At 60.5% G+C, this 18,753-nt stretch carries 14 protein-coding genes and 1 tRNA gene; 12 read left to right on the top strand and 3 right to left on the bottom strand.

Translation table 11 applies throughout. The annotated features are described in order from the left end of the window. Positions 1-58: 58 nt before the first annotated feature. From ACZ9BE_RS07055 to ACZ9BE_RS07105, 11 genes are all read left to right on the top strand, one after another. Positions 59-541, top strand: coding sequence for a sigma-70 family RNA polymerase sigma factor (locus ACZ9BE_RS07055; protein ID WP_041478511.1), 483 nt, complete (start codon positions 59-61; stop codon positions 539-541). A gap of 133 nt (positions 542-674) precedes the next feature. Next, on the top strand, positions 675-2,012 hold the full coding sequence (locus ACZ9BE_RS07060) for a lysine N(6)-hydroxylase/L-ornithine N(5)-oxygenase family protein (protein ID WP_041478512.1): 1,338 nt from the start codon (positions 675-677) through the stop codon (positions 2,010-2,012). 675 nt (positions 2,013-2,687) lie between these two features. Next, entirely contained in the window at positions 2,688-5,387 is a 2,700-nt protein-coding gene (gene mgtA, locus ACZ9BE_RS07065) for a magnesium-translocating P-type ATPase (RefSeq protein WP_476249109.1), read from the top strand. A gap of 230 nt (positions 5,388-5,617) precedes the next feature. Continuing rightward, on the top strand, positions 5,618-6,052 hold the full coding sequence (locus ACZ9BE_RS07070; protein WP_041478514.1) for an ANTAR domain-containing protein: 435 nt from the start codon (positions 5,618-5,620) through the stop codon (positions 6,050-6,052). Positions 6,053-6,177: 125 nt separating this feature from the next. Continuing rightward, positions 6,178-6,810 (top strand): response regulator transcription factor, encoded by a 633-nt coding sequence (locus ACZ9BE_RS07075; RefSeq protein ID WP_076567062.1) that lies wholly within the window; start codon positions 6,178-6,180, stop codon positions 6,808-6,810. A gap of 10 nt (positions 6,811-6,820) precedes the next feature. Continuing rightward, positions 6,821-10,027: a transporter substrate-binding domain-containing protein gene (locus ACZ9BE_RS07080; protein WP_476249110.1), complete on the top strand. Its 3,207-nt coding sequence runs from the start codon at positions 6,821-6,823 to the stop codon at positions 10,025-10,027. 158 nt (positions 10,028-10,185) lie between these two features. Continuing rightward, positions 10,186-11,052: a pirin family protein gene (locus ACZ9BE_RS07085; protein ID WP_476249111.1), complete on the top strand. Its 867-nt coding sequence runs from the start codon at positions 10,186-10,188 to the stop codon at positions 11,050-11,052. 330 nt (positions 11,053-11,382) lie between these two features. Next, entirely contained in the window at positions 11,383-12,825 is a 1,443-nt protein-coding gene (locus ACZ9BE_RS07090; RefSeq protein WP_476249112.1) for a mechanosensitive ion channel domain-containing protein, read from the top strand. An 83-nt stretch (positions 12,826-12,908) separates the two neighbouring features. After that, positions 12,909-13,703 carry an exodeoxyribonuclease III gene (xth, locus tag ACZ9BE_RS07095; protein WP_476249113.1) on the top strand — a complete coding sequence of 265 codons (795 nt, stop codon included), beginning with the start codon at positions 12,909-12,911 and terminating at the stop codon, positions 13,701-13,703. Between the two features lie 100 nt (positions 13,704-13,803). Further along, entirely contained in the window at positions 13,804-14,637 is an 834-nt protein-coding gene (locus tag ACZ9BE_RS07100; RefSeq protein ID WP_476249114.1) for an arylamine N-acetyltransferase family protein, read from the top strand. Between the two features lie 278 nt (positions 14,638-14,915). Next, entirely contained in the window at positions 14,916-16,439 is a 1,524-nt protein-coding gene (locus ACZ9BE_RS07105; protein ID WP_024012376.1) for a nucleobase:cation symporter-2 family protein, read from the top strand. Between the two features lie 113 nt (positions 16,440-16,552). Here the strand turns inward: ACZ9BE_RS07105 and ACZ9BE_RS07110 are convergent. Continuing rightward, positions 16,553-16,628, bottom strand: a tRNA-Asn gene (locus ACZ9BE_RS07110). A 219-nt stretch (positions 16,629-16,847) separates the two neighbouring features. Here ACZ9BE_RS07110 and ACZ9BE_RS07115 point away from each other — a divergent pair. Then, entirely contained in the window at positions 16,848-17,078 is a 231-nt protein-coding gene (locus ACZ9BE_RS07115; protein ID WP_024012377.1) for a hypothetical protein, read from the top strand. Here ACZ9BE_RS07115 and ACZ9BE_RS07120 read toward each other — a convergent pair. Both ACZ9BE_RS07120 and ACZ9BE_RS07125 read right to left on the bottom strand, forming a co-directional pair. After that, a complete protein-coding gene (locus ACZ9BE_RS07120) occupies positions 17,075-17,275 on the bottom strand; it encodes a hypothetical protein (RefSeq protein WP_041478524.1) in 201 nt (66 codons plus the stop codon). The two genes, ACZ9BE_RS07115 and ACZ9BE_RS07120, sit on opposite strands and share 4 nt — an antisense overlap. A 227-nt stretch (positions 17,276-17,502) precedes the next feature. Beyond that, positions 17,503-18,699 (bottom strand): amino acid aminotransferase, encoded by a 1,197-nt coding sequence (locus tag ACZ9BE_RS07125; protein WP_476249115.1) that lies wholly within the window; start codon positions 18,697-18,699, stop codon positions 17,503-17,505. Positions 18,700-18,753 lie beyond the last annotated feature (54 nt).

Below are 18,753 nucleotides of genomic sequence, written 5' to 3' on the forward strand. Positions count from 1 at the left end.
CTCGCAGGTCTGATCAGTGCGCTCAAGGACAGAAACGGCATCGATGCGGTCGGGAGTCATGTTGGAAAACTACTATCGTGAGCTGGTGTGTTTCCTCAACGCCAGACTGGGCAACCGTCAGGTCGCCGAGGATGTGGTGCATGACGCCTACGTACGCGTGCTGGAGCGCTCCAGCGAGGTGCCGATCGAACAACCACGGGCCTTCCTTTATCGCACCGCGTTGAACCTGGTTATCGACGATCACCGTCGCAACGCGCTGCGTCAGGTCGAATCGCTGGACGTGCTCGACAACGAAGAGCGCTATTTCACCCCGTCCCCCCACGGCACCCTCGATCACGGCCAGCGTCTGGAAATGCTCCAGCGCGCACTGGCCGAATTGCCGCCGCTGTGCCGCGACAGTTTTCTGCTGCGCAAGATCGAAGGCCTGTCCCATCCGGAAATCGCCCAGACCCTCGGCATCTCACGGGCGCTGGTGGAAAAACACATCGTCAACGCCATGAAACATTGCCGCCTGCGCATCCAGCAATGGGATGGCCAGTGAGCCGCGCCGGTTAAATTTCCTCTCATCGTCCTCGTTCCTACTCAACAGACGACCTGCTGACCTGATTCAGGCCGGTCAGGCCACCCAGGCTTTATTTCCCCGCGTTGAGGGGTTCATCCAGAGGACACTGGAAATGACACAGGCAATTGCATCGCCCATCGTTCACGACCTGATCGGCGTCGGTTTCGGCCCTTCGAACCTGGCACTGGCCATCGCCCTGCAAGAGCGCGGCCGGATCCAGGGCGAACTGGATGTGCTGTTCCTCGACAAGCAGGCCACTTACAGCTGGCACGGCAACACCTTGTCGACGCAGAGCGAGTTGCAGATTTCCTTCCTCAAGGACCTGGTGACCCTGCGCAATCCGACGAGCCCGTACTCGTTCGTCAATTACCTCAAGCACCACGGGCGTCTGGTCGACTTCATCAACCTCGGCACCTTTTATCCATGTCGCATGGAGTACAACGACTACCTGCGCTGGGTGGCCGGGCAGTTCACCGAGCAGAGCCGTTACGGTGAAGAAGTGCAGTTCATCGAACCGGTGTTGCACAACCAGCAGGTTGAAGCGTTGCGGGTGATTTCCCGGGGCAGCGACGGCCAGCAATTCGTGCGTACCACACGTTCGGTGGTGGTCAGCGCTGGCGGCACACCGCGCATTCCAGAGGCATTCAAGGCACTGAAGGGCGATCATCGGGTATTCCACCATTCGCAATACCTGTCGCAAATGGCCAGACAGCCTTGCGTGAACAATCAACCGATGAGCATCGCCATCATCGGAGGCGGACAGAGCGCGGCGGAAGCCTTTATCGATCTGAACGATTCATTCCCGTCGGTGCAGGTCGACATGATCCTGCGCGGCTCGGCCTTGAAGCCTGCGGACGACAGCCCGTTCGTCAACGAAGTGTTCTCGCCGGAATTCACTGATCTGGTGTTCCAGCAGAACAGCGTCGAGCGCGAGCGTCTGGTCAACGAGTACCACAACACCAACTATTCGGTGGTCGACATCGACCTGATCGAACGCATCTACGGCATCTTCTACCGGCAGAAGGTTTCCGGGATTGCCCGTCATGCGTTCCGCACCCTGACCACCGTCGAGAGCGCCACTGCCACGGCAAACGGCATCGAACTGGCCGTGCGCAACAACGCCACCGGGGAAGTCACGGTGCGAATCTATGACGCCGTGGTGCTGGCCACCGGTTACGAGCGCCAGATGCACCGCAAGTTGCTCGCGCCGCTGGAGGAATATCTCGGCGAATTCGAAGTCGATCGCAACTACAAACTGATCACCGACGAGCGCTGCAAGGCCGGCATATATATGCAGGGCTTCTGCCAGGCCAGCCATGGCCTGAGCGATACGCTGCTGTCGGTGCTGCCGATTCGCGCCGACGAAATCGCTGGCTCGCTATACGAGCATGGCAAACAGCGCGGGCACAGCCGCTCGGTGGCGGAGTTGCTGTTGGCGACTGCCAGCTGAGTTCTGCGGCGCCTGTCACACCGCTTTCGCGAGCAGGCTCGCTCCCACAATGGTTCTGTGAACGCAGGGCAAAATGTGGGAGCGAGCCTGCTCGCGAAGGGGCCATGGAAAGCCCCACATATGATCGTTCCCACGCTCTGCGTGGGAATGCAGCCGGGACGCTCCGCGTCCCTTTCAGAAGCCGAACGCGGAGCGTCCGATGAGGCGTTCCTACGCTGAGCGTAGGAACGATCGCGGGGAAATTCTGAACCCTTCCTGAACACCCCCCACATTCCCCGAAAACACCTCTTCCAGCCGTTTCGCTGCGGGCGTAAGCTGCGCGCGTTTTCATCAATTGCGGAGACCCACAGTGGGTACTTGTTCGAGTGACAGTTGTCGGCCGGTCTCGATCACCGGCAGATTCTCGGCAAGATAACGCGCAGCCTTTCCCTGCCGTTGTCTCGCCGTAACAGCGAGCAGCGGCATCCCGTGCACGGCCAGTTCTGGATCGTGTCTCGACGTCCTTCTCATCGACGCTGAACCAAGCGTGATGGCGACCTCAGTCGTCATCGCAGCCTATCGACACGCCTGTCGTTCCCGACCGGCGCGCCACGCCTTGCCGTGCCGGTTGTCCCGGTGCCAGGGCGCGGCGGTACCTGCTCGACGGTTTCCCGGCTGACCACAGGGGACACAGCCATGAAACTCACGCTCAAGGAATTTTTCGCAGGCTTTCTGCGCAGCCGCCACATCGCCCGGCACTTCCGTCGTCTGGCGTTGCTGGATTCGATCAACGACACCAGGGTCAGCCGTGAAGTGCCGCCGACGCTGGCCAGTACGCTGGTGGCTGCGGCCCATGCCGACAGCGCCGCGTTGCTGTCGTCGTTGGGCACGCACGGCGAGGGGCTCACCGAGGTCGAAGCCGATGCACTGCGTGCGCAACACGGCCTCAACGAAGTCGAACACGAGCAGCCGCTGCCGTGGTGGACCCATCTGTGGCACTGCTACAAAAATCCGTTCAACCTGCTGCTGACCTTGCTCGCGGTGATCTCCTGGCTGACCGAAGACCTCAAGGCGGCCGTGGTGATTTTCTCCATGGTGGTGCTGTCGACGCTGCTGCGCTTCTGGCAAGAGAGCAAATCCAATCAGGCCGCCGATGCGCTCAAAGCCATGGTCAGCAACACCGCCACGGTGCTGCGCCGCGATGGCCCACGCCGGGAGCTGCCGATCAGGCAACTGGTGCCCGGCGATCTGATCGTACTCTCGGCCGGCGACATGATTCCCGCCGATTGCCGCGTGCTCAGCGCCAAGGACCTGTTCGTCAGCCAGGCAGCGATGACCGGTGAATCGATGCCGGTGGAGAAATTCACCCGGTACACCGATCGCGACACGCGTAACTCGCTGGAGCTGGACAACATTCTGTTCATGGGCACCAACGTTGTCTCCGGCAGTGCGATTGCGCTGATTCTCACCACCGGCAACAGCACCTATTTCGGTGCGCTGGCGCAACGGGTCGGCGCGACGGACCGCGCGGTGACCTCGTTCCAGCAGGGCGTCAACAAGGTCAGCTGGCTGCTGATCCGCTTTATGTTCGTCATGGCGCCACTGGTGCTGTTCATCAACGGTTTCACCAAGGGCGACTGGACCGAAGCGCTGCTCTTCGCGCTGTCGATTGCCGTCGGCCTGACTCCGGAAATGCTGCCGATGATCGTCACCTCGACCCTGGCCAAAGGCGCCGTGTTCCTGTCGCGCAAAAAAGTCATCGTCAAACGCCTCGACGCGATCCAGAACTTCGGCGCCATGGACGTGCTGTGCACCGACAAGACCGGCACCCTGACTCAGGACAAGATCTTTCTGGCGCGTAATGTCGACGTCTGGGGTGAGGATTCTGACGCTGTGCTGGAACTTGCCTACCTCAACAGCTACTACCAGACCGGCCTGAAAAACCTGCTGGATGTCGCCGTGCTCGAACACGTGGAAGTCCATCGCGAACTCAAGGTCGGCAGCGTGTTTCGCAAGGTCGATGAGATCCCGTTCGACTTCAATCGCCGGCGCATGTCGGTGGTCGTGGAGCGCCGCGGTCAGCCCCATCAATTGATCTGCAAAGGCGCGGTGGAAGAAGTGCTGGCGGTGTGCAGCCGGGTGCGTCACGGCGAAGTTGATGAGGCTTTGAGCGATGAATTGCTGGCGCGGATTCGCCAGGTCACCGGAGCCCTCAACGCTGAAGGTCTGCGCGTGGTGGCGGTCGCGGCTCGCTCAATGGCAGAAGGGCGCGAGACTTACAGCCTGGCTGATGAACAGGAACTGACGCTGATCGGTTACGTGGCGTTCCTCGATCCGCCGAAGGAAAGCACCGCGCCAGCGCTCAAGGCCTTGGCCGAGCATGGCGTGGCGGTCAAGGTGCTGACCGGCGACAACGAGCTGGTGACGGCGAAAATCTGCCGCGAGGTCGGCCTCGCGCAACAGGGTTTGCTGCTGGGCAATGACATTGAGCGCATGAGCGATGCTGAGCTGGCAATGGCGGTCGAGACGACCAACGTCTTCGCCAGACTCACGCCGTCGCACAAGGAGCGCATCGTCCGTGTGCTCAAGGGCAACGGCCATGTGGTCGGGTTCATGGGCGATGGCATCAACGACGCGCCGGCGCTGCGCACCGCCGACATCGGCATTTCCGTGGACAGCGCGGTGGACATCGCCAAGGAAGCGGCGGACATCATCCTGTTGGAAAAAAGCCTGATGGTGCTGGAGGAGGGCGTGCTCGAGGGGCGGCGCACCTTCGCCAACATGCTCAAGTACATCAAGATGACTGCCAGCTCCAACTTCGGCAATGTGTTCTCGGTGCTGGTTGCCAGCGCGTTCATCCCGTTCCTGCCGATGCTGCCGATGCACCTGCTGGTGCAGAACCTGCTCTACGATATTTCGCAGATCGCCATTCCGTTCGATAACGTCGACGACGAGATGCTGAAACGGCCGCAGCGCTGGCAGCCGGCTGACGTCGGGCGCTTCATGCTGTTCTTCGGCCCGATCAGTTCGATCTTCGACATCACCACCTTCGCCTTGATGTGGTACGTGTTCGACGCCAATACCCCGGATCACCAGACGCTGTTCCAGTCCGGCTGGTTCGTGGTCGGGTTGCTGACCCAGACGCTGATCGTGCACATGATCCGCACGCCGAAGATTCCGTTCCTGCAAAGCCGCGCCGCCATGCCGCTGATGGTGATGACGGCGATTATCATGGCAGTCGGCATCTTCCTGCCCATGGGCCCGCTGGCGCATTACTTCAAGTTGCAGGCATTGCCGTCGCTGTATTTCGCGTTTCTGCCAATGATTCTGCTCGCGTACATGGCCCTGACCCAGGCAGTGAAGGGCTTCTACATCCGTCGATTCGGCTGGCAATAGCAGCCATGGGATGCTCTCCCCTGTGGGAGCGAGCCTGCTCGCGAAGGCGCCGTGTCAGTCAATAAATTTCTGACAGGTATACCGCCTTCGCGAGCAGGCTCGCTCCCACAGGGGATATTGATGCGTCAGGGCCGCCGGATGAATGAGCGGATTTTTAGGAAAAGTCCTACAGAGCTATCCCCGACGCTTGCGTAGTCTTGCCCTCCCCAAACCTCACCGGGAGAATGACCATGAGCAACAAAGCGTTGCGCATCCTGATCGCCGACCCGCAGCATTTTCATCGCATGAAAATCGAGCGCCTGTTCAACTCGCTCGGCTACTACCGCGTCGCCCCGGTGCAGAATCTCGGCGAATTGTTGACCCTGGTCGACTACGGCTGCGAGCCGTTCGATGTATTGGTGATCAATGCCGAGCTGGCGGCAGGCTCCCTGGATCTGTCGGGCTTTCTGCTCGATCACCCACAGGTTCGCCACGCTCTGATCTACAACGAACCGTCGGCGCCCTTGCTGGCGGTTGCGGGGTTTGCTCAGGAAAACGCGCAGATCAGCCCGACGCCATTGCCAAATTCACAGCTCATCGGGCAGGTGATGGCGAGAGTCGAAGCTTGCGACGAACGCCAGGCACCGCCCGACTCTCACGCGTCGTTGCGCCATGCCAATGCATAAAAAACCACTCTGCACAACTGTCAGACCTGACAGGTGATTCTCTTGCTCATCCATGTAACAGTGCCGGCGCAGCCACCGACTCCGGGACAGACTGTTGCGGTGTCTTCGATTTTGCAGGAGTACCAATGAAGTCAGCGCTGATCGTCGATGATCACCCAGTCGTGCGCGCGGCCATTCGCATTGTCCTGCAGGCTCAAGGCTTCACGCAGATTCATGAAGCGTCCAATGGCAATGAAGTCGTGCCGTTGATTTGCGCGCATGATCCGCACCTGGTCGTGCTCGATCTCGGCTTGGGGTCCATGGACGGGCTGGAAGTGCTGGCGCGAATCCAGATCAAAGCGCCGACGGCACGCTGCCGGATCCTGGTGTTCAGCATGCATGAGCCCACGCATTACCAGGAGCGCTGTCTGCGCGCGGGCGCGCGGGGTTACGTGACCAAGAGCAATCATCTGACGCTGCTGCACGACGCTATCAAGGCGCTGATGTCCGGCCACACCTATTTCTCTGCGTTGCCCAATACCAGCGGTCTGTACAACGCGGTGCAACGCACTGAACAGGAGCTGATCGCTCAGCTGTCCGATCGAGAGTTATGCATTTTCGTGAACCTGGCGTTGGGCAAACCAAACAAAGCCATCGCCCAGGAGATGCACCTGAGTCACAAGACCGTCAGCACCTACAAGACCCGCATGATGGCGAAACTTGGCCTGGGTTCGCTGGTGCTTCTGCGTGAGTTTGCCAAGCGCAATCACTTGATCTGAGTACCTCGACATGACGCAGGGGCTGCGGGTTTTGGGGATTTGGCTGGGGCTTGCCGCCTCGGTCTGGGCGAATGACCAACCGCAGACGCTGGAGGTGCTGGCGCGCCTCGAACCGGGGGGTATCCAGGTCCGCCTCGATGATCGGGAACGCCAGTGGCTGCGTGAGCATCCAGTCTTGCGCATGGGCATCTCCGGCCCGGATTACCCGCCCTTCGAAATCACCCGCCAACAGCATGAGCTGGAAGGGCTGACCGCCGATTACGCCGACCTGATGGCGCAACTGCTCGGCATCAGGATCGAAGTGCGGCGTTTCGCCGATCGGCCGGCACTGATGGCCGCACTCAAGCGCGCCGACGTTGATCTCTTGGGCACCTCGAACAGTTTCGAAGCGGCGGATCCGGCCTTTGTTCTGTCGCGGCCGTATGCTGAAGATCAGCCGATGCTGGTCACCCGCCACGACGAGAAGCTGACCGCCGACCTGACGGCCAAACGCATCGCCATGGTCGAGGATTACCTGCCACTGGCCCATGTTCAGGCGTTCTACCCCGGCGCCCACGTGCAGCTTTATGCTTCGGCCATGGATGCACTCGGCGCGGTCGCCTTCGGTGCCGACGACGTGTACCTGGGCGACTTCATCAGCGCCAATTATCTGATCAACACCAACTATCGCAACGACCTGCAATTGGCCGGGCCGTCGGGGCTTGATGCCAATCCGTTCGCCTTTGCGTTGTTGCGCAGCGATGTGGTGCTCAAACGCATCGTCGACAAGGCCTTGCTGGCCGTGCCCATGGAACGTCGGCATCTGATCGAACAGCGCTGGAGTGTCGGCCTTGCCGAGATGGCCGAGCAGTCCCGGGTACAGCTCAGCGCCGCTGAACAGCAGTGGCTTGATCTGCACCCGGTGGTGCGGGTGGGCGCGGTCGAAGACTTCGCGCCGTTGGCGTTTTTCGATGCCGATGGACGCTTCAACGGCCTGGCAGCGCAGTTGTTGAGCCTCATCGCCCAGCGCAGCGGGCTGCATTTCGAGATCGTGCGTGGCACCTCGTTGAACGATCAGTTCGAGCAGCTCCAGGCGGGTGAACTTGATGTCCTGCCGGTAGTGACGCCGAGCACCGAGCGGGAAGCGCAGCTGCAATTCACTCGCGCCTATCTGAACAATCCGTTCGTGCTGGTCAGTGCGGCGAACGGGCCACATCCATTGCCGCTCGACGACCTGGCGGGCAAACGCCTGGCCATCTATCGCGGCCACCCGTTGCGCGAATACCTGCTGCAACGCGTGCCCGGACTACGTCTGGTCGAAGTCAAAAGCCCCGCCGAAGGCATGGCGCTGATTGCCCGAGGACAGGTCGACGTAACGGTGAGCTCGTTGCTGGTGGCGCGTTTTCTGATTGCCCGGCAGTACCGCGATCGCCTGCGAATTACCGGCACCGTTGGCGATCAGCCGGCGCGCATCGCATTGGCCACGGCGCCGCAATCGGCATTGCTGCACTCGATCCTGAACAAGGCGTTACTGAGCATTGCGCCGCAGCAAATGGATGAACTGGTGGAGCGCTGGAGCCACGATGTAGTGGTCGAGAACAGCTACTGGCTGCGCCACCGTCAGGAGATTCTGCTTGGTTTCGCCAGCGCAGCTGCCTTGCTTCTGTTGGCACTGCTGTGGATTGGCTGGCAGCGCCGGCAGATCCACCAGCGTCAGCAATGGTTGCTGCAACTGCAACAGGCCAAGGACGCGGCGGACGAAGCCAGTCGGGCCAAGAGCACTTTTCTGGCGACCATGAGCCACGAGATCCGCACGCCGATGAACGCCCTGATCGGCATGCTCGAACTGGCCCTCAAGCGCGCAGAGGAGGGCGTGACCGATCGACTCGCCATTCAGGTGGCGTCGAATGCCGGCCAGCAATTATTGGCGTTGATTGGCGACATTCTCGATATCGCTCGTATCGAATCGGGGCATTTGTCCCTCGCGCCCGAGCGGGCCAACCTGCGGGAGACGGTGTCGTCGGTATGTCGGGTGTTCGAAGGGCTGGCGCGGCAGAAACGGCTCTTGTGGCGCATCGAACTTGATCCGCGCGCCGACGTGGATGTGCTGGTCGATCCGACGCGCTTCAAACAAGTGCTGTCCAACCTGTTGAGCAATGCGATCAAATTCACCCAGTCAGGTGACGTCAGCCTGCGACTGCAGATCGTTGCGATATCGCACGAGCAAGTGAGTGTGCAAGTGCTGATCGAAGACAGCGGCATCGGTATAAGTGCTGAAGATCAAAAGCGCCTGTTCAGCCCGTTCGTTCAAGCGAGCAATAGCCTTCAAGCGGCGCGCAGCGGTTCCGGCCTGGGGTTGGTGATCAGCCGTAACCTCTGCGAAATGATGGGCGGCACGCTGGGTCTCGATAGTGATCTCGGGCAAGGCACGCGAGTAAAAATCAATATCCAGTTGCCGCTGCTGACGTCGGTGACGACCACACTGGCAACGCACGAGGCGGCAGCCGCGACGTCTGCATTAAGCGTGTTGGTGGTGGACGATCACCCGGTCAACCGCTTGCTGATGTGCTGGCAATTGAGCGAACTCGGGCATCACACGGTAGATGTGGGCGATGGCGAACAGGGGCTGGACCGCTGGCGAACCCAGGCCTTCGATGTGGTGATCACCGACTGCAACATGCCGCGACGCAATGGCTATGAACTGGCACAGGCGATTCGCAACGAAGAAGCCGCCAGCGGCCGCAGGCCCTGTCTGATCCTCGGTTTTACGGCCAACGCGCAGATCGAAGAGCGCCTGCGCTGTCTGGATGCCGGCATGGACGGCTGCCTGTTCAAACCGATTCGCTTGCATGATCTGGCTGAAGCCATGAACGGCGCCCGCCGTTGCGAGCTTCACGAAGATGAACCGCCTGGCGCCGAGTCGGTCGAGATTGACCTAAGTGCCCTGGAGCAGATGGCCGGGACCGATCACTCGTTGATCGAGCGTTTGCGCAAGGAAGTCGGCAACAGCCTGCGTGATGATCTCCAGGCTCTGGATCATATCCACGTCGGCGACCGCAACGGCCTGCGTGAGCTGGCCCATCGCATCAGGGGCGGCGCGCAAATGGTCGGCGCTGCGCGGGTTGTTGCGGCGTGTGCAGATCTGGACACGGCGTGCCGAGACGGTGATAACGCGTTTATCGAGCGTGCCATCGGCAAGCTGCGCGACGCCATGCACGGCCTCGCACGGTGCCTCTGAACCAATGCAGTCTGCTGTGGGAGCGAGCCTGCTCGCGAAATGCGCGCTGCTGACCCAATTGTTCTGCACATGGAACACTCAAGCCGGTTTTCACCGTCTAGTCGAATATTCGATATGCCTTTAGGCTTAATCCAATGCATTTACCCATTGGAGACCCCATGAAAAACATCATCGGCATTTACACCAGCCCGCGCGGCCATTGGGTCGGCGATGGTTTCCCGGTGCGCACACTTTTCTCTTACGACAACCTGGGCAAGCACATCAGCCCGTTTTTGCTGCTCGATCACGCCGGTCCCGCCGAATTCACCCCGACCACCGAACAGCGTGGCGTCGGCCAGCACCCGCACCGTGGTTTTGAAACCGTGACCATCGTTTACGACGGCGAAGTGCAACACCGCGACTCCACCGGCAGCGGCGGCATCATCGGCCCGGGCGACGTGCAGTGGATGACCGCAGCGTCCGGTATCCTCCATGAAGAGTTTCATTCGGAGAACTTCGCCAGAACCGGCGGCAAGCTGGAAATGGTCCAGCTGTGGGTCAACCTGCCGGCCAAGGACAAAATGGCCGCGCCGGGTTACCAGACCATTCTCGACCGCGACATTCCGAACATCGCGCTCAAGGACAACGCCGGCAGCCTGCGTCTGATCGCCGGTGAATTCGACGGGCACACCGGACCTTCGCGCACCTTCACGCCGATCGACGTCTGGGATCTGCGCCTCAATGCCGGCAAGTTGCTGACGCTTGATCTGCACGAAGGACGCAATACCGCACTGGTGGTGCTGAAAGGTTCGGTGCAGGTCAACGGTGCGGAATCGGTAGGGGTCGGGCAGTTGGCGCTGTTCGAACGCGACGGTGATCGACTCACTCTCCAGGCCAGCGAAGACGCGGTGGTATTGCTGCTCAGCGGCGAGCCGATCGACGAACCGATCGTCGGCCATGGCCCGTTCGTGATGAACACCGAGCAGGAAATTCATCAGGCCTTCGCCGACTTTCAGTCCGGGCGTTTTGGCCGGATGCACGCCTGATCCCGAGCTTTACTGGCAACTGAAACTCCCCTGTGGGAGCGAGCCTGCTCGCGAATGCTCTGATTCAGTCGAAGAGGTAGTGACTGACAGGACGCCTTCGCGAGCAGGCTCGCTCCCACAGGTTTTTCAGCGTCTGATCGTTCCCACGCTCTGCGTGGGAATGCAGCCGGGGACGCTCCGCGTCCCACATCTTCAAGATCGCAGCCTTCGTCAGCTCCTACAGGGTTTCGCAGTGTTTTCAAGCGGCGGTTCATCCGCCGAAATCAATTGCTCCTACACTGTGCCAATCTGTGCGATCTTCTCGCGATTGGCCTTTGTCGGAGTTGTTTGATGCTGTCTCTGCTGACCGAACACCCGTTGTTTAGCGCGTTGATCCTGATCCTGCTCGATCTTGGCCTGTGGCGGCTGATCAGCTCTCGTGGCAGCGAATGGAAGCTGCTGGTGCGGGTGCTGATTTTCGCCCTGTTCAGCATGGTGCTGTTCAACGAAGGCCTCAACCCGATGGAGCCGGCGCCGTGGGCCGACAACGTGCCGCTGCATCTGGCAGCGACCGGGTTGCAGATCGGCTGGTGGCTGTTTGGTGCACGCACCCTGACGGTGTTGATCGGCGCGGTGATGATGCAGCGGGTCGGCCACACCGGCCGGCTGTTGCAGGACTTGCTCGGCGCGGTGATTTTCCTCATCGCCATCATTGCGGCGCTGGCGTACGTGCTCGATCTGCCGGTCAAAGGCGTGCTGGCGACGTCCGGCGCGTTGGCGATCATTGTCGGTCTGGCCTTGCAGAGCACGTTGAGCGACGTGTTCTCCGGCATCGTCCTCAACACCACCAAGCCCTATCAACTCGATGACTGGATCTCCATCGACGGCACCGAGGGCCGCGTCACCGACATCGACTGGCGCGCCACGCGTCTGCAAACCAGCCAGGGCAGCATGGCCGTGATACCCAACTCGCTGGCGGCGAAAGCCAAAATCATCAACTTCAGCCGACCGAGCAATATGTTCGGCGTTTCCGTCAGCGTGCCTGTCAGCCCCCATGCCCGGCCCAGCTCAGTGATCGAGGCGCTGGAGCGGGCAATGCAGGGTTGCCGGCAATTGCTCGACACGCCGGCGCCGAGCGTATCGTTGAAGAGTTCTGCCAGCGGCGGCGCGGAATACGAAATCAGTGGATTTGTCGCCTCGATGGGCGAGAAGCGCGTGGTGCGCAATCAGTTGTTCGACCTCGCTTACCGGCATTTGCAGGCCTCCGGCGTCAACCTGCTGTCGAGCAACGAGACCAGCGTCGCACCGCAGTTGTCGCGGCCACGGGCGCTGCTGGAAAGCTCACCGATCTTCTCGACTCTACGCGAGGAAGAAAAAGACACCTTCAGCCAGAACATGACCCTGCAAACCTTCCGCGCCGGCGAAACGATTCTGGCGGGCGGGGAGGTCAGCGATCATTTGTTCATCATTGAATCCGGCGTGGTGTCGGTGACGCTCAAGCGCCATGGTGCACCCCTGGAATCCGGGCGCATGGGGCCGGGCGAGGTGATCGGCGAGGCCGGGATTCTTTCCGACACCGCGCTGCCGGCGGATTTTTCCGCGAAGACTTTCTGCGCCCTGTATCGCATCGAGAAGTCCTACCTGAAACCGTGCCTGGACGCGCGCCATGACATCCATGATGCGATGCAGGCGTTGCTCGATTTCCGCCTGCACAAGGCGCAGTCGCTGACCGAGGACGCGCCCGTGGTCGCGCCGAAAAGAGGCTTCCTGCAATGGCTGCGTAATCGCGTCTGAGCTGTCGCATTGTCATTCGATGCAACCTGCGCGGCGTTTTCAGGGTCACAATTTGCAATCCCACCGGGCAGGAGTTGCAGACGATGAAAAACCTGCGAATCGCCACCTTCAACGTCAACGGCATGCGCGCGCGGCTGCCGAATCTGCTGGAATGGCTCAAGCGCGACCAACCGGACATCGTCTGCCTGCAAGAGCTCAAGTCGGTGGACAGCGCATTTCCCGCCGCCGAACTGGAGGCCGTCGGTTACGGCGCGATCTGGCAGGGCCAGGCGTCATGGAATGGCGTGGCGATTCTGGCGCGTGATGCGCAGCCGCTGGAGAGTCGACGCGGTTTGCCCGGCGATCCCGATGACACGCACAGCCGCTATATCGAAGCGGCGGTGCACGGTGTGCTGGTCGGTTGCCTGTATCTGCCCAACGGCAACCCGCAGCCGGGGCCGAAATTCGATTACAAACTGGCCTGGTTCGAGCGTCTGATCAATTACGCCAAAGACCTGCAAGGCAGCGATCACCCGGTGGTGCTCGCCGGTGACTTCAATGTCGTGCCCACCGACATGGACATCTACAACACGCGATCCTGGCTCAAGGATGCTTTGTTGCAACCCGAAAGCCGCGAGTGCTATCAGCGCCTGCTGGGCCAGGGCTGGACCGATTCCCTGCGCCACGTGTATCCCGAAGAACGCATCTACACCTTCTGGGATTATTTCCGTAACCATTGGCAAACCAACTCCGGCCTGCGCATCGACCACCTGCTGCTCAACCCGGCATTGAGCCCGTATCTGCACGATGCCGGCGTCGACGCCTGGGTGCGCAACGAACCGCACGCCAGCGACCATGCACCGACATGGATTCGCATCGCTTCGCGGAAAAAGCGCTGAGCGGGCGATTGGCGAAATCAATTGTCGGAAGCCGTGCCTGATCCCGTATACAGGGCAATATCCACGCAGTGTTCTGCGGCCCATGCATAAGGATCGAGCAATGAGTGCGCTACGGCTGAGCAATACCAATCTGTATCTGCAACGTTTGGGTTTCGATGCGCCGCCGCCACCGACACTGGATACGTTGCGTCAGTTGCAACTGCGCCATACCGCCGAATTTGTTTTCGAAAATCTGGCTACGATCATGGGTGAACCGGTGTCGATCGACCTGGACTCCATCGAAAGCAAGGTGCTGCAGCAAGGGCGGGGCGGCTACTGCTACGAACTCAACCATTTGTTTTATGCGCTGCTGCTTGAATTGGGCTTCGACGCGCGGGCGATCAGCGGGCGCGTCGTGATGAATCAACCGGAAGGCAGCTGGACGGCGCGAACCCATCGTTTGAGCCTGGTCACCATCGACGGCACTCGCTACATCGCCGACGTCGGCTTTGGCGGCATGGTGCCGACCGCACCGCTGCTGCTCGACAGCGAAGGTGAACAACCGACTCCGCATGAGCTTTACCGCATCGACAAGCACGCCGATGGCTACCTGCTGCGCGCCCAGGTCGCAGGCGAGTGGCGGCCGATGTACCTGTTTGATCTGCAGCGCCAGGAAGACATCGATTACACCGTCGGCAACTGGTACGTCTCGACGCATCCCGAGTCACCTTTTGCCCAGCGCCTGATGCTGGCGCGCACCGGCGCTGGCTGGCGCAAAACCCTGAACAACGGCAGTTTTGCCATTCATCACATGGGCGCGGACAGTGAGCTGCGCGAGGTGGCGGATGTCGACGAGCTGATGAAATTGCTGCGGCGTGAGTTTGATCTTCAAGTGCCTGATTCACCGCGTGTGCGGCAAGCGCTGGCTCGGGTAATCGCGCCAGCCTCCATCTAAGGCTTTACATCAGGCTCCAATACGCGACGGATCTCCCCGATTGCCGCTGAAAGAGCGCGACTGCACCGTCGGTCGCCTTGAACACTTCAGCCTGGTGGGCACTGGCGCGGACGCAGCGGGGATGTGTTGCCGAATTTGTTGGGGCAAGAAGCGCAGACTAGAAGGTTGGATGGCTACCTAACCATTATGTGACTGACAAGTTGTATACAACTCTATGGACATTTGTCCTGAGTATTGAATACAGTGTGCGCATAACAAAAACCAGGGAACCCCCCACCATGAAAACGCCCCATGTTTCACACCAACGGCCCGAGGACGAAAACCTCGGGGTCGGCGCGAATATGGCTTACGGCCTGCAACATGTTCTGACCATGTACGGCGGTATCGTTGCGGTGCCACTGATCATTGGCCAGGCGGCCGGTCTGTCGCCGGCGGACATTGGTCTGTTGATTGCTGCTTCATTGTTTGCGGGGGGGCTGGCGACGTTGCTGCAAACCCTGGGTCTGCCGTTTTTTGGCTGTCAGCTGCCGCTGGTCCAGGGCGTATCGTTCTCTGGTGTGGCGACCATGGTCGCGATCGTCAGCAGTGGCGGGGAGGGCGGTTTCCAATCGGTGCTGGGCGCGGTGATTGCCGCCTCGTTGATCGGCTTGCTGATCACGCCAGTGTTTTCGCGCATCACCAAGTTCTTCCCGCCGCTGGTCACCGGCATTGTGATCACCACCATCGGCCTGACGCTGATGCCAGTGGCCGCACGCTGGGCGATGGGCGGCAACAGCCACGCGCCGGACTTCGGCAGCATGCAGAACATCGGTCTGGCAGCGGTGACGCTGGTGCTGGTGTTGCTGCTGAGCAAGGTTGGCAGCGCGACCATTTCTCGGCTGTCGATTCTGCTGGCCATGGTCATCGGCACGGTGCTGGCGGTGTTCCTCGGCATGGCGGATTTCTCCAGTGTCACCACCGGTCCCATGTTCGGCTTCCCGACACCGTTCCACTTCGGCATGCCGACCTTCCATTTCGCCGCGATCCTGTCGATGTGCATTGTGGTCATGGTGACGCTGGTGGAAACCTCGGCAGACATCCTTGCCGTGGGCGAAATCATTGACACCAAGGTAGATTCCAAACGCTTGGGCAACGGCCTGCGCGCCGACATGCTGTCGAGCATGTTTGCGCCGATCTTCGGTTCGTTTACGCAAAGTGCTTTCGCGCAAAACGTCGGCCTGGTGGCGGTGACCGGGATCAAGAGCCGATTCGTGGTGGCCACCGGCGGTCTGTTTCTCGTCGTCCTCGGGCTGCTGCCGTTCATGGGCCGGGTGATTGCCGCCGTGCCGACTTCGGTCCTTGGCGGCGCAGGGATCGTGCTGTTCGGCACCGTGGCGGCGAGTGGCATTCGCACGTTGTCGAAGGTGGACTACCGCAACAACGTCAACCTGATCATCGTCGCCACTTCGATCGGTTTCGGCATGATCCCGATCGCAGCGCCGAACTTCTACGATCACTTCCCGAGCTGGTTCGCGACGATTTTCCATTCGGGCATCAGTTCGTCGGCAATCATGGCGATCCTGCTCAACCTGGCGTTCAACCACTTCACGACCGGCAACTCGGATCAACAGTCGGTGTTCGCCGCAGCCGAAGAGCGCACGCTGCGTTATCGCGATCTCGCCGCGCTGCGTGAAGGCGATTACTTCAGCGACGGCAAGCTGCATGATTGCGATGGCAAGGAAGTGCCGGTGATCGAGCCGGATGACCATGATCATGGCCACGGCGCGCCAAAGGTGCAGGTGAAAAGCAGCGAACATGTCTGACTGCTGCGTCTGAAACAGGAAAGGCCGATCTGCCCAAACAGATCGGCCTTTTGGTATTTTTAATGCGCCCACAAAAAAGCCCCTGAACCTTGCGATTCAGGGGCTTTGCTATTTGGCTCCACAACCTGGACTCGAACCAGGGACCCAGTGATTAACAGTCACTTGCTCTACCAACTGAGCTATTGCGGAATTGGTGCGTATGTTACTGATTCAAAAAGAGAAGTCAAGCATCGCCTGGTAATTTTTGCGATTCATGGGGACGGACGGCATTTTGTCAGCGATTGGCGGTTACCAGAAAGACTTCAGAGGTCTACCATGGCAGCCCGGAAGTGGTCACACGCGCTACCGGCCATTCGCCGCAAAGGTACGCGCCATGACTCAAATCACCCGTAACATCGAGGTGCTCGCATGAGCACTGCACAGATCAGCCTGCCCAAAGGGATCGGCCCGCACGCCGAAAAACTTTTCGATGCAATCACCGGGGCAAGTACTGCCGAAGAATTGAACCGCGCCGGCGGCAAGGCCGAAGGTTTCGTCCTCGGTCTCGAAAGCAGCAAGGCCATCAAAAGCCAGGTCGCCGAATCGCTGTATGTGATTTACGACGATGCCGCCACCCAGCGCTCGGCTGAACTGGCTTAACTGCCGAAAGTAATCGTGCCGAGCATCAGCTTGGCATAGACCGCTGTCGCCGCCAGTTGCACCAGCCACAGGGCCAGGCCACCGAGGAATACCCCGGTGGCGACTTGCAGCACCAGGCTCTTTTCACGCTTGGCCGGAGCGCGCGGGATGAAATCATCCAGGTCGTCACGGTCGGCGCGCAGGTTGTCGTTTTTCATGTGGGTTCTCTTCAAAAATCTCGGGTGTACACAAAACCGGTAGGAGCTGCGGAACGCTGCGATCTTTTGATCTTGATCTTGGAAACAAGATCAAAAGATCGCAGCCTCGTTGCACTCGTCAGCTCCTGCGCTTTGAATTGTGTGCAGTCTAGAGGTTGCACGGCGGTTCCAGGGACAAATAAAAACGGGAAGCCCAAAGGCTTCCCGTTTTTCATCGCGCGGCGAAATCAGATGACCTGAACGATCGCGTCCGTCACAGCCTTGATGTTGCTCTGGTTCAGCGCAGCCACGCAGATGCGGCCGGTGTCCAGGGCGTAGATGCCGAACTCGTTGCGCAGGCGATGCACTTGTTCAGTGGTCAGGCCGGAGTAGGAGAACATGCCGCGCTGACGACCAACGAAGCTGAAATCGCGGCCCGGGGCTTTTTCCGCCAGCAGGGCAACCATCTGCTCGCGCATGCCGCGAATGCGCAGGCGCATCTCGGCCAGCTCGGCTTCCCACTGTGCGCGCAGTTCCGGGCTGTTCAGCACCGCAGCAACAATGCTGGCGCCATGGGTCGGCGGGTTGGAGTAGTTGGTGCGGATCACGCGCTTGACCTGCGACAGCACGCGCGCGCTTTCTTCTTTCGATTCGCTGATGATCGACAGTGCGCCAACGCGTTCGCCGTACAGCGAGAACGATTTGGAGAACGAGCTCGAGACGAAGAAGGTCAGGCCGGATTCGGCGAACAGGCGCACAGCGGCGGCGTCTTCATCGATGCCGTCGCCGAAACCCTGGTAAGCCATGTCGAGGAACGGCACGTGACCTTTGGCCTTGACCACTTCCAGTACCTTGTTCCAGTCCGCCGGGGTCAGGTCGACGCCGGTCGGGTTGTGGCAGCAAGCATGCAGGACAACGATCGAGCCGTTCGGCAGGGCGTTGAGGTCGTCGAGCATGCCGGCACGGTTCACGTCGTGGGTGGCAGCGTCGTAGTAACGATAGTTCTGCACCGGGAAACCGGCGGTTTCGAACAGCGCGCGGTGGTTTTCCCAGCTCGGATCGCTGATCGCCACGACGGCGTTCGGCTGCAGTTGCTTGAGGAAGTCGGCACCGATTTTCAGTGCGCCGGTCCCGCCGACGGCCTGAGTGGTGATGACGCGACCGGCGCTGATCAGCGGCGAGTCGTTGCCGAACAGCAGTTTCTGCACGGCCTGGTCGTAGGCAGCGATGCCATCGATCGGCAGGTAACCGCGCGAAGCGTGTTGCGCGACGCGAATCGTCTCGGCTTCGATCACCGCGCGCAGCAGTGGAATTCGCCCCTCTTCGTTGCAATACACGCCCACGCCCAGGTTGACCTTGGTGGTCCGGGTATCGGCGTTGAATGCTTCGTTGAGGCCCAGGATTGGATCGCGGGGTGCCATTTCGACAGCGGAGAACAGGCTCATTATTACGGTGGCTCTGAATGGAGAGTGGAGGGACGTGTAGCGCTCCAGCCGAAT

The organism is Pseudomonas sp. TE9122 (genome assembly GCF_056278925.1).

Bases quoted from the DNA above. Each gene is read 5' to 3' on its own strand.
- ACZ9BE_RS07085 (WP_476249111.1), top strand. From the start codon at position 10,186: ATGAAAAACATCATCGGCATTTACACCAGCCCGCGCGGCCATTGGGTC.
- ACZ9BE_RS07070 (WP_041478514.1), top strand. From the start codon at position 5,618: ATGAGCAACAAAGCGTTGCGCATCCTGATCGCCGACCCGCAGCATTTT.
- ACZ9BE_RS07105 (WP_024012376.1), top strand. From the start codon at position 14,916: ATGAAAACGCCCCATGTTTCACACCAACGGCCCGAGGACGAAAACCTC.
- ACZ9BE_RS07125 (WP_476249115.1), bottom strand. From the start codon at position 18,699: ATGAGCCTGTTCTCCGCTGTCGAAATGGCACCCCGCGATCCAATCCTG.
- ACZ9BE_RS07100 (WP_476249114.1), top strand. From the start codon at position 13,804: ATGAGTGCGCTACGGCTGAGCAATACCAATCTGTATCTGCAACGTTTG.
- xth (WP_476249113.1), top strand. From the start codon at position 12,909: ATGAAAAACCTGCGAATCGCCACCTTCAACGTCAACGGCATGCGCGCG.
- ACZ9BE_RS07080 (WP_476249110.1), top strand. From the start codon at position 6,821: ATGACGCAGGGGCTGCGGGTTTTGGGGATTTGGCTGGGGCTTGCCGCC.
- ACZ9BE_RS07090 (WP_476249112.1), top strand. From the start codon at position 11,383: ATGCTGTCTCTGCTGACCGAACACCCGTTGTTTAGCGCGTTGATCCTG.
- ACZ9BE_RS07055 (WP_041478511.1), top strand. From the start codon at position 59: ATGTTGGAAAACTACTATCGTGAGCTGGTGTGTTTCCTCAACGCCAGA.
- ACZ9BE_RS07120 (WP_041478524.1), bottom strand. From the start codon at position 17,275: ATGAAAAACGACAACCTGCGCGCCGACCGTGACGACCTGGATGATTTC.
- mgtA (WP_476249109.1), top strand. From the start codon at position 2,688: ATGAAACTCACGCTCAAGGAATTTTTCGCAGGCTTTCTGCGCAGCCGC.
- ACZ9BE_RS07115 (WP_024012377.1), top strand. From the start codon at position 16,848: ATGAGCACTGCACAGATCAGCCTGCCCAAAGGGATCGGCCCGCACGCC.
- ACZ9BE_RS07060 (WP_041478512.1), top strand. From the start codon at position 675: ATGACACAGGCAATTGCATCGCCCATCGTTCACGACCTGATCGGCGTC.
- ACZ9BE_RS07075 (WP_076567062.1), top strand. From the start codon at position 6,178: ATGAAGTCAGCGCTGATCGTCGATGATCACCCAGTCGTGCGCGCGGCC.